We start from the raw sequence: 15994 nt of genomic DNA, 5'->3' as shown, positions 1-15994 counted from the left end.
ATTTAACCAAAGCACCATAGCTATTCGGCAAAGGTGCTTTGTAATCACGAGTTATAAATGTGTTCGCACTTCAAATAACTCTGGAAAAAAACTGACATCTAAGGCTTTTTTCAAAAAGCCTACACCGGATGAACCACCGGTTCCTTGTTTGTAACCGATAATACGCTGCACTGTGTACATATGCTTAAAACGCCATTGCTGAAAGGCATCTTCAATATCGACCAACTTTTCTGCTAATTCATAAAGCTCAAAATAGGTATCAGGTTGCTGATAAACATTTAGCCAAGCAGCCAGCACAGAATCATTACGTTGATACGGCTGAGTAACATCGCGTTGTTTTACACTATCATCTATAGCAAAACCCGCATTAGCGAGGGCGATAATCACTTCATCATAAAGGCTATTTTGGTTTAGCAACCGGCTTAATTCTCGGTGTGCATTTGAGTTGGTTTTGTGTATGTTGAGCATATCGGCATTTTTATTACCTAATAAAAATTCTAATTTGCGATAGCCATATGATTGAAATCCTGAAGAGCGTCCTAAATCATCACGAAACTTTAAATAATCGCTTGGCGTTAATGTTGACAAAATATTCCAAGATTGTGTCAATTGGAGAAAAATTTGTTTTACTCGGGCAATGACTTTAAAAGCGGGTCCAAAATTAGCTGACTTTATATGCTCTAGCGCTCGCTGTAACTCATGACCGGCAAGTTTTAACCATAGTTCGCTACTTTGATGAATGACGATAAAAAGCATTTCATCATGTTCATTACTTATTGGTTTTTGCGCCGATAAAATTTGTTCTAACTGTAAGTAATCGCCATAAGACATTTCATCGTCAAAGTCTTGATGAATACCATCTTCTAATGGTCGATAATTTTCACTATCAGCACTCGTCTTCGTATGAAAAGGGCAACCGCTACTTTTACTTTCTTGCCCTTGTTTTAAAGTATCTTTAGTCATGAATTTAATCCTTATTCTTAAATGCAGCTTCGGCAAGTTGTTGCAGCTTTTGATAAACAAACTCTTCCTGCCAACAGGCTTCAATATCAGGTATTCGCATGATCTGTTGCATTATTTTTTGTTGAATATCGCCAATGGCTAACGCTTCTGAATAGGGCAATAAAGGTGAAAAAGTCACCATGGAATAAAGTGGTGTCCATAGTGTTGGATGACGTTGATGAAATTCCGCTTCTATTCTTTTTTGTAATAAAAATGCCGGTCGACCTGAATGCTCGCTCATTTCAATAAAATTACGCTGCGCTAAAGTGGTTATCGCATCGGCATTAATTTTACGGGCCGCTTGATAGGCAGGAAAAATTTTCGACCAATCATGATGATGTTCAGTGATTAATTCGTTTAATACCCGACAATCTTCAAAGCCGCAATTCATGCCTTGACCATAAAATGGCACCATGGCGTGAGCAGCGTCACCAATTAACGCGACTTTATTATTGATCACCCAAGGATCGACATTGACTAAAAATAGCGGACTAGCCGTTTTTGCCATAAATTCATCGATAGGATTTTCTAGTAATACCATAGCATCAGCAAAGTTACTTTCAAAAAAATCTATAACATCACTGCGTTGCGTTAAAGATGAAAATGATACTTGGCCCTGATAATCGAGGAAAAGTGTGCAGGTAAATGTGCCATCTGGGTTTGGTAATGCAATTAGCATAAAGTCTTTTCGTGGCCAAATATGCAGGGCATCTTTGTCCATTTTAAAAGAGCCGTCTTCATTAGCTGGAATATGTAATTCGATGTAGCTTTGCGGCATATAGGTTTGGCTATAGCTAAAACGTGGCGTTTCTTGTGCTAAACGACGAACCTTGGAATATGCACCATCGGCACCGAAAAGAATATCACCATTAACTTTATGAGTTGAGTGGTCGTGACTAAAGCTTGCTTGTGCACTTTTAAAGTCAACATCAATTAGGCGTTGTTCGAATGCGATATTTATTAGTGGCTCTTGCTCTGCTAAATCAAGCAGCTGTTCGTTGATGCCTGAACGTGAAACAGACCAAATTGCCTGTTCGTCTTTCCCATATGCTTGCTCAGAAATCGTACCATCAATAGCATGTATTACCCGCTTTTTCATGGCGATAGCATTTTGCTTTACTTGTGTTGCGATACCGACGGACTCCAACGCTAACCAGCCGCGATCGGAAAGGGCAATATTAATCGACTTGCCTTGATAAATATTATGAGTTCTAGAGTCAGGTCGCGATTCAAGTAAGTTAACTTGATGGCCATGTCGAGCCAAAATAACCGCGAGTAATGTGCCAACCGGACCTGCACCGGCGATGGTTATTGTTTCCGGCGCTTTCTGTTTAATTATTGTTTCATCAGTCATCAGATGCACTCCTTTAAAATTCTGACAAAATGATAAACATCTTGAAAACTATTATATAAAGGTACAGGGGCTACGCGAATCACATTGGGCTCGCGCCAATCTGTGGTTACACCATTTGCTTCCAAAGCGTTATACATGGCTTTGCCGTCTAGCCCAGCAACATTAACCATTAACGATAATTGACAACCTCGCTCATTTGCTTTTGTTGGGGTAATAACACGAATTTTATCACCTAATTCTTCGGCGATAAGGTCGAGTAAGTATTGGGTTAGCTTAAGTGATTTCTCCCGTAAAACCGACATACCTCCCGCAAGCTTAATGGTATCGAAAGAGCCTCGCACTGCCGCTAGCGATAAAACCGGCGGATTGGATAATTGCCAACCTTCTGCACTTGCAATGGGCTTGAAGGTATTTTCCATTTTAAAACGGCTAGCTTTATCATGTCCCCACCAGCCGGCAAGGCGATTCAATGCGGTATTTTCAACATGCTTTTGATGAATGAAACAACCTGCTACTGAACCTGCGCCGCTATTAAGATATTTATAGCTACACCAACAGGCAAAGTCGACTTGCCAGTCATGTAGCGATAATTCGATATTACCAGCAGCATGTGCAAGGTCAAAACCTACCTTGATGCCTTTTGCGTGAGCGGCTTCAGTAATGCGCTTCATATCCAACACTTGACCAGTATAATATTGCACACCTGGCAGCAAAATTAGGGCGATTTCATCGCCGTGATTTTCTAATATTTGCCATAAATCATCATAGTTAAGTAACTCTTCACCCGCGCGAGGAGTCCAAAGTAAAAGGTTGTCATCGACGTTTTTATTATGATGTTTTAGTTGTGATTCAACCGCGTAATGATCCGATGGAAACGCATGATCTTCAATAAGAATTTTACTGCGCTGTGCTGTAGGTTGATAAAAGCTTGCCATCATAAAATGTAAGTTAGCGGTTAATGAATTCATCATCACAACTTCTTTTGCTTGTGCTCCGACAATTTCTGCGGCTTGCTCTGTGAGGAATTCATGGTAAGGCATCCATGGAAAGTCACCTTCAAAATGGCCCTTAACGCCACGTTGTTGCCATGCATCAAGTAACTCTATTACCGCCTCACGAGCAAGTTTAGGTTGTAGCCCCAATGAATTGCCAGTGAAGTAGTATTCGTTATTGCCCGACGCTTGTTTTGGAATAGAAAAATGCTCGCGCATATGGGCGAGAGGGTCGGCTTTATCTAATGCGGTTGCATAGCTTAAGGTATTAATTTTATTGTCTAACATATTATTCTTGCTCTTATTGATGTTTATTTTTTCATTTCGCATGGTATTTAGGTGCCGAGTGAATCATCCGCCAACAACGGCATTTGCTTCATAGAGCATAGGTCTACTGGGGGCAGCATCATTAACAAACGCGGGCGTTTGTAAATTAGCGAAATAAAAACCGTCAGCTATTGCGTTATCGATATAGGCCATTTCAGTAATGGTTTTGTTGATTAAACTGTTTGGATTTGGCTGATGGGCGCCCTCAGTAACTTGCCAAAATAAATGATGGCAGGTGAGTAATCCGTCATCATCGAGTCTATCTAGCGATGGAATATCTAAAATTAAATGTTCTACGCCGCGTTCGTTGAGGTATAAAACGGCTTCTCGAGTAAAAAATGCCGGTTGATTGTTGGCATTATAATTTTCTTGGCATTTAGTTAAGGTATTTGGCAAGGTTCTAATTACGACGCACTGTAATTGCTCATTACTATAAACAGACAATTGTTGCTCAAGTTGTTGGTGGTTAACCACCAAGTCATCGGTATTGAAATTCGGGCTATATTCATCATTGCAAGTCATTGCCGGTATGGGCGTTACAGATATTAATGCACAGGGCATTAATGGCGGTAATTCAAGCGATGAGATTTTAAGGGCAAGGGCACTACTTGCATCACAAATATGAGCGATAGTTTCGGTGTGAGTACCATTACAATGTGGGTTGAGGGTGAGCTCGTTAACATTGCAACTTCCCCCTTGCTCAGTATCGCCAATAAAACCGCCTGCTTGCATTGGTGTTGCTAGCGCCGGTGTTGCAGCAAAATGGTTTGGTTGCTGCTCAGCATTGTTAAAGTGAACGTCAATAGCTAAAGAATGCGCGAAGTCCGTATTAACATTAAAGCACTGTTTGCCTAGGGTGATAGTGGTTAACATCGAAACCTCTTTATACGTATTTTCAAACTTATTCGCCGTGCCATTATTGATAGCATGCTCATAGAAACTGCTCCTTAGTTAGACCTAACCAATTGAGCGCGCTGCCATGTAATAATTTGGCCTTAATATCATCGCTAAAAGTGCTTTCTTCGATAAGTTTACCGGGACTCAGTTCGCCGAGAGGAAAGGGGTAATCAGTGCCGAGGGCAATATTATTTGGCCCCATTAAATCGACTAAATATTTCAATGCCAATGGATCATGCACCAGTGAATCTAGGTAAATTTGCGATAAAAAATCACGTGGATTAATGGAACAATCAACGGCGCAAAGATCGGGACGAACATTAAAGCCATGTTCAATTCTTCCAATCGTGGCAGGAAATGAGCCACCGCCATGAGCAAAGGCGATTTTTAGCTTAGGTAAGCGTTGCAATACGCCGCCAAATATCATTGAACATATCGCTAAGCTTGACTCTGCTGGCATGCCGACTAACCACGGTAGCCAATACTTAGGCATTTTTTCTTTTGCCATCATATCCCAAGGGTGAACAAAAACTGCCGCGCCAAGATCTTGCGCCGCTTCAAAAATCGGGAAAAGTTGTTCGTGATCTAAATTCCAGTCATTAATATGAGAGCCTATTTGAATGCCTGCTAAGCCAATATCTTTTACGCAACGCTCCAATTCTTTGATGGCTAAGTCTGGCGCTTGCATTGGCACGGTACCTAAGCCAACAAAGCGTTTGGGATGATCAGCAACAATACCTGCGATATGGTCATTTAAGTATTTTGCTAAGTCTAAGGTATCATTAGGTTTGGCCCAATAATTAAACATCACAGGAACAGTAGAAAGCACCTGCACATCAACATTATGTTGCTGACAATCTTGCAGGCGTATTTTAGGATCCCAGCAATTGTGCTCAATTTCCCGGAAGAATTTATCGTCAACCATCATACGGGCACAGCCGCATTTGTGATGTTCTAAGCTGACAAAACCACCATAGCCGTACTTTTCCCGTAAATTGGGCCAAGTTTTTGGTAAAATGTGGGTGTGGATATCAATTTTTAACATATGTTATTGCTCCGCCCGTCACTATGGTTTTGTTGTGATGAAACCGCACTTTTTACACTGGCAGTTTTCAGTTTTACTATAAAAATTATTAAAGACGATAGGTAAATCAGTTTCGATATTGTCTAAACAAAATTGCTGGTTATACAGTGGCGTTTTACATTGCTGACAAAACCAAAATAGTGCATCTTGCTGTCCTGGAGCTCGTTTTTGCTCAACCACTAAACCAACACTGTTTTCAAAGCGTTGTGGGGAATGCAAAACCTTAGGGGGTAAAAGAAAAATTTCGCCAGCTTTAATGGGAATGTCAATGAAATCAACGGCCTGAGTCGCATGTTGTGCTGATTTTTCACATAACTGTGGGTAGCAATCTTGTTCATCGCTATTAACGATGCTGAGCACCATTTCTCCTTCTAATTGATAAAAAAGTTCTGGCGTTTCATTGTAATGAAAGTCGGTGCGATTATTTGGACCACCCACTACCATAACAATGTAATCATCTTGTTCGAATATCTGCTTATTACAAACCGGTGGTTTGAGTTGCTCTCGGTGATCGTCAATCCACTGTTGCAAGTTAAATGGCATGGCAAAGTTAAGCATGACTAAGCTCCTTTTGAATTATCTGTAGAGGGCAGTGCCGCGATACATTTCAATTCAATTGCAATTGGGGTTGGCAGTTTATTAATTTCGACTGTGGTACGACACGGCATGTTTTCTGAAAAGTATTCTGCATAAATGCGATTGTAGGTGGCAAAATCATCTTTCATATTGGTGAGGAAAACTGTGACATCCACTAAGTCCATCCAGTCAGCTCCTGCGGCGGCTAAAATAGTACTGATATTTTGAAAAACGCTGTGACATTGAGCTGCAATATCATAACTAACAATTTCACCATCTTGGTTTAATTCAACGCCCGGGATGTCAGAGCTGCCAGCTTGACGGGGGCCTACGCCAGATAAAAATAGTAAATTGCCAACTTGGCGAGCATGTGGATATAAGCCAACTGGTTTAGGGGCTTGTTCAGCGTTAAATATTCCAGACATAAATTTTTCCATTTTAATTATTATTTGTTATGTGTGTTTTGTCAGTTTTTTAATACTTTGCCGTGAAGGTTCATCGAATAGGATTATATCGATGATCTACGCTCTAGCTATTGCGCTGAATCGCTACGGATAACTAGCTAACGGAGGTTCTTAACGTGCAAAAATTAAGTGCAGTTAAAATGCATAAACAACATCAACTGCCATTACTACAGTTTAGTTCAATAAGAAAAGGTAGGAGATCAGATCAAGGTCCACTTGCAGCCTAATACGCTGGCAAATATCGCTCCTGATGATTTAAATTTGCAACAAACTTGATTCATATTTCAGCCATATCGCTAATATTTAATACAAACATTTTTACTTTCGCTAAAAAATCGCATCGCTTCAAGGCCACCTTCACGGCCTAAGCCTGAGCGATTCATACCACCAAAAGGTGTACGTAAATCTCTTAGTAACCAACAGTTAACCCAAACAATGCCCGTGTTTACTTGTTCGGCTAATTGGTGTGCACGAGGTAAATTGTTGGTCCATATGGTAGCCGCTAAGCCATAATCACTGTCGTTGGCTAATGTCAGCGCCTCTTCATCGGTATCGAATGCTTGTAGAGTGATCATTGGACCAAAAATTTCTTCTTGGTTGCATGTCGCTTGGTTATCTAAATTTTCAATAACCGTTGGCTGTAAAAAGTAACCTTGTTGGCATCGTCCAGATAACTGAACTTGCTCGCCGCCAGCTAGTACTCGGCCTCCTTGAGTTTTAGCAAGCTCAATATAAGCGAGTATCTTTTCTAAGTGAGTTTTTGAAACTAGCGCGCCCATTTTACTTTCGTTGAGTAAAGGATCGCTTGGTATTAACGCTTTAGCTTTAGCAACGAGTGCTTGTTTAAACTTTTCATATATCGGCCGCTCAATATACAGCCTTGACGCGCATAAACAGATTTGCCCTTGATTAGCGAAACTGGCTCGAAAGACTTGTTCGACTGTGTTGTCAAAATCACAATCAGCAAATATTAACGCTGGGTTTTTTCCGCCAAGTTCAAGTGAAAGTTTTTTAAATGTTGGGGCTAATAGGTTAGCAATGGCTGCACCTGTGGCGGTGCCGCCAGTAAAAGATATCGCCTTAACGTCTTGGTGTTGGCAAATGGCTTGGCCAACGTTGGCCCCCTTGCCATGAAGGATATTCAACACGCCATTAGGTAAGCCAACCTTTTGGCATATTTCACCTAGTAAAGCCGCGGTCTTAGGTGTTACCTCTGACGGCTTAGCAATAACACAATTTCCGGCGGCTAATGCTGGTGCAATTTTCCAGGTAAATAGATAAAGCGGTAAATTCCACGGTGAAATACAGCCGACGATGCCAATAGGTTGGCGTAAAGTGTAATTTATAGCGGTACCGGCCATGGCATGAGATTCACTGGCAAATTGTGAACATGCGTGGGCAAAAAATTTAAAGTTACTGGCGGCTCGTGGAATATCAACTTCACGAGCTAATGCTACCGGCTTACCATTGTCAGTTGCTTCAGCAATGGCTAATTCGTCAATGCGATTTTCAATTTCTTGGGCGATAGCACTAAGGATATCGGCGCGTTGCTCCAAAGGCATGGTTTGCCATGCTGGTAGAGCTTTTCTAGCCGCAGCCACGGCAAGTTCAACATCTGAATGATCACTATCAGGAATTTTGCCATAAACCATACCTGTTGCTGGTTCCATGTTATCGAGATAGCGCAAAGCTTGTGGAGCTTGGTATTGGCCGTTGATAAAATTTGCAATAATATCCATCAAAATATTCCTATAAGCAGCTTGTGCGGCCACCATCAACAGGTAGGTTAATACCGGTAATATAACCCGCAGCAGGTGAAGCTAGGAAAGCCGCTGCGGCAGCAAATTCCTCAGGAGCCGCAAATCGACGCATGGGGATTTGCGCTTTTTCATTAATGGTTGCTTGTTCGATAGAGATATCTTGCTTTTTTGCCTTGCCAGCAATTATGGCATCTAAACGAGCGGTTGCTGTGGCGCCCGGCAAGACATTGTTGACGGTGATACCGAATGGACCTAACTCGTTTGCTAAGGTTTTTGCCCAGCTCGCAACGGCACCACGTATGGTATTTGATACACCTAAACCTGGGATGGGTTGTTTCACCGAGGTTGAAATAACATTAATAATTCTACCGAATTGATTCTTTTTCATCGCAGGCAATAGCGCTTGTACCAAATGATGATTGGTAACTAGGTGTAAATTAAAGGCGTCAATAAAGGCACTAACATCGCTAGAATTTGCTGGACCTGGGGCTGGGCCACCGGTGTTGTTAATTAAAATATCATAGCCGCCATTTTTAGCGACATCAGCAAGAATAGTTTGTTTAACTTGCTCAGGGTTTGAGAAGTCAGCAATTAAAATTTGATGATTTTGTCCTTGAGCGCAACAAAGCTCTTGTTTGACGTCTGCTAGTTTTTCTTGATTACGAGAAAATAGCGTTACGCTGGCGCCTAAGCTGGCAAGTTCCATGGCACATGCGCGGCCAATGCCTTGACTACTGCCACAGACTAACGCGCGTTTAGCGGTAAAATTAATATCCATTACTGACCTTTTATTATATTTTTAAGCTTAAATTGTGCATCGAAAATCAGCTAATACTTGTGCAAAAAATTAATCTGTTATCAGGCTAATTCAATAAACAATTTAAGTTGTCATTTTTTTGTAAGGACTTTTTTAGCACAATAAAAAATTTAATGTCAGCAAAATTTTGCCAAAAATTGTGCAAAATTGTTGGCTAACTGTCATCTTTAATTGCCGCTGATAATTTGTTCGTAAGTTGCGGTAAAAAAAATCTTATTCCCGAGTTTCATAAATCAAGAAGTAAGCAGAAAGAATTGAAATGGGTATGTTAGTTAAGCTAATTGACGGTTACATGCCCATTTTGCGGTAAGTTTAAACAAAAACAGTTAGTACAATTTTTTGTCTTATTTAAAGTAAAAATTAGTCACTAACTAGTGCCGAATGAAAGTGGACTGTCGCTAAAAGTGTGTTGCGTATCGAAAATAACAAGACATTAATTATTAGCCTAGGTAGAGTAAGTTGACAAAATAATAATTAAACACGCCATGACATTTAGACAAAAATTGTCTATTTAAGGTGAAAATGGAGTCGCAGATGAACCGTAAACCTCTTTCAATTTTAATCGCAGCAGCGTTGACCTTAGGATCGCTATCAAATGCCTTTGCCTTCGAAAAGCAAACAGCCAGCGATATTGCCAATGATTATCACCAGCACTTAGCGCCATTATGGGATCATTTTCATCAAAACCCTGAATTGTCGTTAATGGAAACGAAAACAGCTAAACGGTTAGCGAAAGAATTGCGTGCGGTTGGTTTTGAAGTGACTGAAAAAGTTGGCAGCACCGGCATTGTCGCGCTAATGAAAAACGGTGATGGTCCTATGGTTATGGTGCGTGCCGATATGGATGGTTTACCGGTTGTTGAGCAATCAGGTTTAGCAAATGCTTCAAAAGTTAAAATGAAAGACTGGAATGGTGAAACGGTAGGGGTAATGCATGCTTGTGGTCATGATGTTCATATTACCAGTTTAGTGGGTACCGCCCGTTATATGGCTGAAAATAAAGATAAATGGTCAGGCACTTTGATGTTAATTGGCCAGCCTGCAGAAGAAAGGGGCCCAGGCGCATCAGCTATGATGGCAGATAATATATGGCAGCGTTTTGGTCAACCTGACTATGCTTTCGCTTTTCATGTTAGTGCTAATACCGAAGCCGGTAAAGTCGTTGTTGATGAAGGCTCTCCGTATGCTGGCGCTGATACGGTTGATATTACGGTACATGGCATTGGCGCTCATGGCGCATCACCGCATCAAGGGAAAGACCCTATCGTTATTGGTGCGCAAATTGTTAATAACTTACAAACCATCATTAGTCGAGAATTAGCCCCGCGCTATGCTGGTGTTATTACCGTTGGCGCCTTTCATGCGGGCACAAAACACAATATTATTTCCGATGAAGCTAAGCTGCAGCTGACTGTGCGTAGTTTAACACCAAAAGTTCGAGAGCAACTGTTATCTGCTATAAAGCGTATTGCTATTGGTACGGCGCGTACGGCGGGTATGCCGGAAGATAAATTGCCAGAAGTTGTGGTCAGTGAATTTTCTTTTCCACCGACCTTTAATGATCAAAAATTGGCGAAACGTTTAAAAGGCGTGCTAAGTGAAAAAATGGGGATAGATGCCTTGCTTGAGCCTGCTGAAACTGGCATGGGCGCAGAAGATTTTGGCTTTTTTACCACTGAGCCTTATATTCCCAGTGTCTATTTCAAAGTCGGTGGCACACCTAAAGCTGATTTTGAACGTGCGGCTGCCGGTGGTGCTCAGGTACCCAGTCATCATAGCCCACAATTTAAAATCAGCCCAGAGCCAGCAATTAAATCGGGTGTTGAAGCAACCGTTCATGCGCTGTTAGATATTATGGCGAATAAATAACGTTATTTGGATAAGTAGGTAAAGGGATTTATCTACTTTTAATGCGAATGCTGTATTTGGGGAGGCCTATTCCTAGTGCAGGACATAAAGGTTTAAAGGCATCTCTTATGGGTTAATAAGGTTTACCATGCTTCGTTGCCATTTCTCTTTGATGGCCGAGTAGACACCTTGTTGCTCTAATTTCTTCATTGTGTTTTTTAGCGACTTAACTATGGCTTTATCTGTTGTTAAGCTACAGGCGAAATAAAAGTCTAGTGTCAGCTCCTTCAACATAAAAACACCTTTATATTTTGATGCTTCGGCAGAATTTTTAACTCTGTTTTTAAGTAGGTCATCATTGAGTACAACCAAATCTATTTGCCGACTAGGTATTTCCAGTAACTTTAATAATGAGTCGTAATTATTCATCACATAAAGGTTTTCGTTTTCTACAAAACCTTTTGAAATCAGAAAATGATGGGTAACATCATCTTTAATCACCGCCGTTTTATAATTTTTAGCTTGTGCTAAGTTCTCAACGGTAATGTTACTTTTACTTAAAGCATAAAGTGAAATCGTACTATTAGTAATATGGCCAACCCATTGAAATAGCGGTTTTCGATTGGGAATGTAAGCTAAAGAGTAAATGCAGGTATTTTTAACGTGTAATGCTCTATTATACGAATGTGACCAAGGGTGTGCTTCTATGCTGTATTCAATTTCTGTCGCTGTTAGCGTGGCATTAATAATTTCCGTTGATAAACCACCAATAGCCTTTTCGGTAACAATCTGAAAAGGTGCTAAATGCTCGGTTACTATATTTATTTTTGCAGTATAAGCCTTGCTACAAAAGCATAGGGAAATGATAACAACCCCAAGTACCTGCTTATGAATGATAGGCATTTTAGTAATAAACCCTTTTGTACTAATCGATAAACTTGAGTTCAGCATTTTATTACTATAATAGCAAATTGAAGATTTATGAATAGCAGATGATTTTACCAGCAGTATTGTTTTAAAATAAAACGGTATTGGCGTTTTTATAAAAAAGCCCAGTCAAAGACTGGGCAAAAAAACATAAGGGAGAAACTAGTCTAAAATAGCAGTTAACTTGCTACCTCTGAGTCGTCTTGTTGCAATAAGCTTTTACCGTTAATGGCAATTTTTCTTGGTTTTAAAGCTTCAGGAATTTCTCTCTCTAAATCTATATGTAATAAACCGTGCTCCATAAAAGCGCCAATAACTTTTACATGATCGCCTAACTGGAATTTGCGTTCAAAGTTACGTTCGGCAATGCCTTGGTGTAAAAACTTACGTTCTGCTTTGTTGACGTTGCCTGCTTTTGTGCCGGTAACAACTAAGGTATTTTGTTTGGATTCTATTTCCAGTTCTTCTTCCGCAAACCCTGCAATGGCCATGGTGATGCGATATTGATCTTCTGCCAATAACTCGACGTTATATGGAGGGTAAGAAGACTGTTTGTCTGCTCTTGAAGCTTTGTCGATTAATCCTGCTAAGTGATCAAATCCGATAAATGAGCGGTAAAGTGGGCTAAAATCTGTAGATGTACGCATAATTCATATCCTAATTTTAATTAAGCAATATGTTGTCTCTTTAAATATCTTTCGGATGCTAAAACCAGCTTATGCTGCGAATTATTACACCTGAAATTTAATATTCTCAGAGTTTAATTGTGCCTTTCAATATTGAACAGGCGGTTAATGTAGACCCTATCGGCGACTACAATATTAAAGATGGGATTGAAGGTTTTATTTTCAAGGGAAATGTGAAATTTATTTTTTCTTTATTGGTGGTTTTTCAGGTAATTCTTTGATATGTAAGTTTTTTATTTATTTGAAAAACTGGTGCTTAACACCAGTTTCTATTTTTTAGTCAGAAAAAATGTTATTCAGATGACTCGTTCGTTGTCTCTTTTACCGGCTTAGTCGCATGACTTAGTGATTTCAGTTTTGCTAAGGCAGTATCATAATCAGGGTGTTGAGATATGTTGCCAACCAATTCTTTATAAGCGATTTTTCCTTCAACATCGATGATAAAAATCGCCCGAGTTAACAAGCCCATATCTTTAATTAATAAGCCATACTTTTGGCCAAAATCACGCCAAACGGCGTCAGATAAAACCTTGATACTATCCACTTTTTCTGTTTTACAAAAACGTTTTTGGGCGAAAGGCAGATCATTGCTAATGGTCAACATAACGACATCTGCGGGTAGGTTAGCTACTTCTTCATTAAAACGTTTGGTTTGTATTGAACAAACGCCGGTATCTAAACTTGGCACCACAGAAATTAACACATGTTTATCATTAAATTCACTCAAGGTTACCGGCGCAAATGATTCGGTGACAACTTTAAAGTTTGGCGCACTTTCTCCAAGCTTAACTTGTGTTCCAAGTAAGGTGACATACTTTTTCCCTGCCATCACTAAATTGGTGGTTTCTGTTAAATTGGGCGAGACAGTTTCAGCAGCAGCGGAGAATATGATTAATGCACTAAGCGTGGAAATTAATGGTAATTTGAAAAGTTTCATCATTTGGTCATTTAACTAAGGTAAAATATTGATCAAGCTTACCTTTGCCTAAGAAAAAATGCGAATAAAACGTGTTTTATTTTCAAAAGCTATCTATTGTTTATTATAATGTAATAACAGTTTTACCGTGTTTACCGTGCATATGTATTTGCGAATATACCTTGCTGAGTAATTTGATTTAGCTAATTTTTAATAGCAACTTAGGGTTCTTTCCTTTATGCCAACATCTTTGTTAATTTGTGATGATTCCAATATGGCGCGCAAACAAGTGGCGCGCTCGCTTCCCGACGGATGGGATGTCGATATAACCTTTGCTAAAAATGGCGTTGAAGGAATAACCGCAATTAAAGAAGGAAAAGGGGACGTACTATTACTTGATTTGAATATGCCAGAGATGGATGGCTATCAAGTGCTAGAAGCCATTCTAAAACAAGACCTGCCAACGCTGGTTGTGGTTATTTCTGGCGATATTCAGCCAGAAGCCCACGAACGGGTTAAAAGTCTTGGGGCTTTAGATTTCATTAAAAAGCCGGTTGATAAAACTAAGCTGACTGAAATACTACGAGCTTATGGTGTTTTTAATAAAGACGATTTAAAGCCAAGTGTAGCTGTTGCACCTCAACCCATTATTGAGCAGAGTCACTCTGACAATCATATTGAATTGCCGCCTGTTGTTGAAAATGTTTCTAAAGGCATTGATACCTTCGAGAGGCCTGCAGAATCAACGATTGAGCTTGATAGTGACATGCGTGATTGTTACCAAGAAATTGCGAACGTTGCGATGGGGCAAGCCGGTGATTTACTGGCGCGTTTACTCGATGTTTTCGTTTTATTGCCGATTCCGAATGTTAACTTAATTGAAGTCAGTGAGTTAACCATGGCGCTTTCTGATGTTGAGTCAAAAGAAAAAACCTCTGGCATTTGCCAAGGTTTTATTGGCGCGGGTATTTCAGGCGAAGCGCTATTAATTCTTAACGATTCTAGTTTTAAAGATGTTGCGTCCTTGATGAATTACCATCATGAACTTGATAATAATGTTGAATTAGAACTACTGATGGATATGGCTAATTTATTGATTGGTGCGTGTTTAAGTGGCATATCGACGCAACTTGATATGTCTTTTAGTCAGGGGCACCCTGTGGTGTTAGGTCAACATCGAAAAATTTCCGAACTGATTGCCACCAATACTAATAAATGGAAAAAAACTCTCGCCATTGAAATAAGTTATAGCATTGAAAATTACCCAATAAAATGTGACTTGTTGCTTTTATTTACTGAAGAGTCAGTAACCACGCTTAATAATAAAATTGCTTACTTATTGGATTAATCATGTCAGTACAAACAGATCAGTTAAATGAATTACATTGGTTGATGGAAATGCTGCATACCATCGACGTAGGCTTAGTGGTACTTGATAGAGATTATAGTATCCAGATATGGAATGGCTTTATGGAAAACCACAGTGGATTGTTACCACGAGAGGTGAAAGATAAAGTGCTATTTGAGCTGTTCGATGAAATACCAGAAGACTGGTTTCGTCGTAAAGCAGAGTCAGTATTTTTATTAAAAAATAAGGCGTTCACTATATGGGAACAAAGACCTTATGTATTCAAATTTAATAACTACCGACCAATAACGGGTACTGCGGACTTTATGTACCAAAACACCACGTTTATTCCGCTAATGTCGGCAACAGGTGAGGTCAGTCATTTATGCTTGCTGGTTTATGATGTAACCGATAATGCCATTCACAAGAAAGAATTGGAAAAAGTAAATGCCGATTTAGCGATCCTTAGCCAAACAGACGGTTTGACAAAATTATTTAATCGTAATCATTGGCAACAGTGTATTGAAGCTGAATTCAAGCGCTATACTCGCAGCCAGCATTCTAGTAGTTTAGTGATGCTAGATATTGATCATTTTAAAAAGGTTAATGATAGCTATGGCCATTTAGTTGGCGATGATGTTATTCGACACTTAGCCAAGTTGATCCGTGAGCAAGTACGCGAAACTGATGTTACTGGACGTTATGGTGGCGAAGAATTTGTCATTCTATTGGCTGATACTCACATTGAAGATGCAGTGGTTTTTGCAGAACGTCTGCGCAAAACGGTAGAAGACTCTGTGGTTATCTATAATGATATTGAAATTAAATATACCGTGAGCTTAGGTATCGCAGAAGTAGAGCCCACCTTTAAGTCGGTATCGCAGTGGCTTGAATACGTTGATAATGCCTTGTATCAGTCGAAAGAAAATGGCCGTAACAGAGTAACTATTCATCAGCAGTCTTAAATAAACATAGTAAATAAAAAAGCCCGAAAGG

Annotated in this window: 15 protein-coding genes; 3 read left to right on the top strand and 12 right to left on the bottom strand. The window is 39.9% G+C overall.

Annotated elements, in window-relative coordinates; translation table 11 throughout:
• Positions 1 to 51: 51 nt before the first annotated feature.
• The 9 genes from kynA to AC27JP_RS01130 form a co-directional block, all read right to left on the bottom strand.
• A complete protein-coding gene (kynA, locus tag AC27JP_RS01170) occupies positions 52 to 963 on the bottom strand; it encodes a tryptophan 2,3-dioxygenase (RefSeq protein ID WP_487111614.1) in 912 nt (303 codons plus the stop codon).
• A 4-nt stretch (positions 964 to 967) separates the two neighbouring features.
• Positions 968 to 2356: an FAD-dependent oxidoreductase gene (locus tag AC27JP_RS01165; RefSeq protein ID WP_487111613.1), complete on the bottom strand. Its 1389-nt coding sequence runs from the start codon at positions 2354 to 2356 to the stop codon at positions 968 to 970.
• A complete protein-coding gene (gene kynU, locus AC27JP_RS01160) occupies positions 2356 to 3636 on the bottom strand; it encodes a kynureninase (protein WP_487111612.1) in 1281 nt (426 codons plus the stop codon). The genes AC27JP_RS01165 and kynU overlap by 1 nt, the downstream gene beginning before the upstream one ends.
• Positions 3637 to 3699: 63 nt before the next feature.
• The gene (locus tag AC27JP_RS01155) at positions 3700 to 4548 is read right to left on the bottom strand and encodes a cyclase family protein (protein WP_487111611.1); all 849 of its coding nucleotides are present in this window, start codon (positions 4546 to 4548) and stop codon (positions 3700 to 3702) included.
• Positions 4549 to 4606: 58 nt separating this feature from the next.
• On the bottom strand, positions 4607 to 5617 hold the full coding sequence (locus AC27JP_RS01150; RefSeq protein WP_487111610.1) for an amidohydrolase family protein: 1011 nt from the start codon (positions 5615 to 5617) through the stop codon (positions 4607 to 4609).
• 21 nt (positions 5618 to 5638) lie between these two features.
• Positions 5639 to 6214 (bottom strand): 3-hydroxyanthranilate 3,4-dioxygenase, encoded by a 576-nt coding sequence (locus AC27JP_RS01145; RefSeq protein WP_487111609.1) that lies wholly within the window; start codon positions 6212 to 6214, stop codon positions 5639 to 5641.
• Between the two features lie 2 nt (positions 6215 to 6216).
• A complete protein-coding gene (locus AC27JP_RS01140; RefSeq protein WP_487111608.1) occupies positions 6217 to 6657 on the bottom strand; it encodes a RidA family protein in 441 nt (146 codons plus the stop codon).
• 335 nt (positions 6658 to 6992) lie between these two features.
• The gene (locus AC27JP_RS01135) at positions 6993 to 8435 is read right to left on the bottom strand and encodes an aldehyde dehydrogenase (protein ID WP_487111607.1); all 1443 of its coding nucleotides are present in this window, start codon (positions 8433 to 8435) and stop codon (positions 6993 to 6995) included.
• Positions 8436 to 8445: 10 nt separating this feature from the next.
• Positions 8446 to 9234 (bottom strand): SDR family oxidoreductase, encoded by a 789-nt coding sequence (locus tag AC27JP_RS01130; RefSeq protein WP_487079614.1) that lies wholly within the window; start codon positions 9232 to 9234, stop codon positions 8446 to 8448.
• Between the two features lie 573 nt (positions 9235 to 9807).
• Here AC27JP_RS01130 and AC27JP_RS01125 point away from each other — a divergent pair.
• Positions 9808 to 11142 (top strand): amidohydrolase, encoded by a 1335-nt coding sequence (locus AC27JP_RS01125; protein ID WP_487111606.1) that lies wholly within the window; start codon positions 9808 to 9810, stop codon positions 11140 to 11142.
• A gap of 105 nt (positions 11143 to 11247) precedes the next feature.
• On the opposite strand, the gene AC27JP_RS01120 is transcribed toward AC27JP_RS01125, so the two are convergent.
• The 3 genes from AC27JP_RS01120 to tpx form a co-directional block, all read right to left on the bottom strand.
• The gene (locus tag AC27JP_RS01120; RefSeq protein WP_487111605.1) at positions 11248 to 12024 is read right to left on the bottom strand and encodes a substrate-binding periplasmic protein; all 777 of its coding nucleotides are present in this window, start codon (positions 12022 to 12024) and stop codon (positions 11248 to 11250) included.
• 203 nt (positions 12025 to 12227) lie between these two features.
• On the bottom strand, positions 12228 to 12695 hold the full coding sequence (locus tag AC27JP_RS01115) for an Hsp20 family protein (protein WP_487111604.1): 468 nt from the start codon (positions 12693 to 12695) through the stop codon (positions 12228 to 12230).
• A 331-nt stretch (positions 12696 to 13026) separates the two neighbouring features.
• Positions 13027 to 13674: a thiol peroxidase gene (tpx, locus tag AC27JP_RS01110; RefSeq protein WP_487111603.1), complete on the bottom strand. Its 648-nt coding sequence runs from the start codon at positions 13672 to 13674 to the stop codon at positions 13027 to 13029.
• Between the two features lie 214 nt (positions 13675 to 13888).
• On the opposite strand from tpx, the gene AC27JP_RS01105 reads away from it, so the two are divergent.
• Both AC27JP_RS01105 and AC27JP_RS01100 read left to right on the top strand, forming a co-directional pair.
• Positions 13889 to 14998 carry a response regulator gene (locus tag AC27JP_RS01105; RefSeq protein ID WP_487111602.1) on the top strand — a complete coding sequence of 370 codons (1110 nt, stop codon included), beginning with the start codon at positions 13889 to 13891 and terminating at the stop codon, positions 14996 to 14998.
• A gap of 2 nt (positions 14999 to 15000) precedes the next feature.
• Positions 15001 to 15963, top strand: coding sequence for a GGDEF domain-containing protein (locus AC27JP_RS01100; RefSeq protein WP_487111601.1), 963 nt, complete (start codon positions 15001 to 15003; stop codon positions 15961 to 15963).
• Positions 15964 to 15994: the final 31 nt, after the last annotated feature.

Source organism: Colwellia sp. SU-HH01172, assembly GCF_057553355.1.
This window is presented reverse-complemented; position numbering and strand designations above follow the sequence as displayed.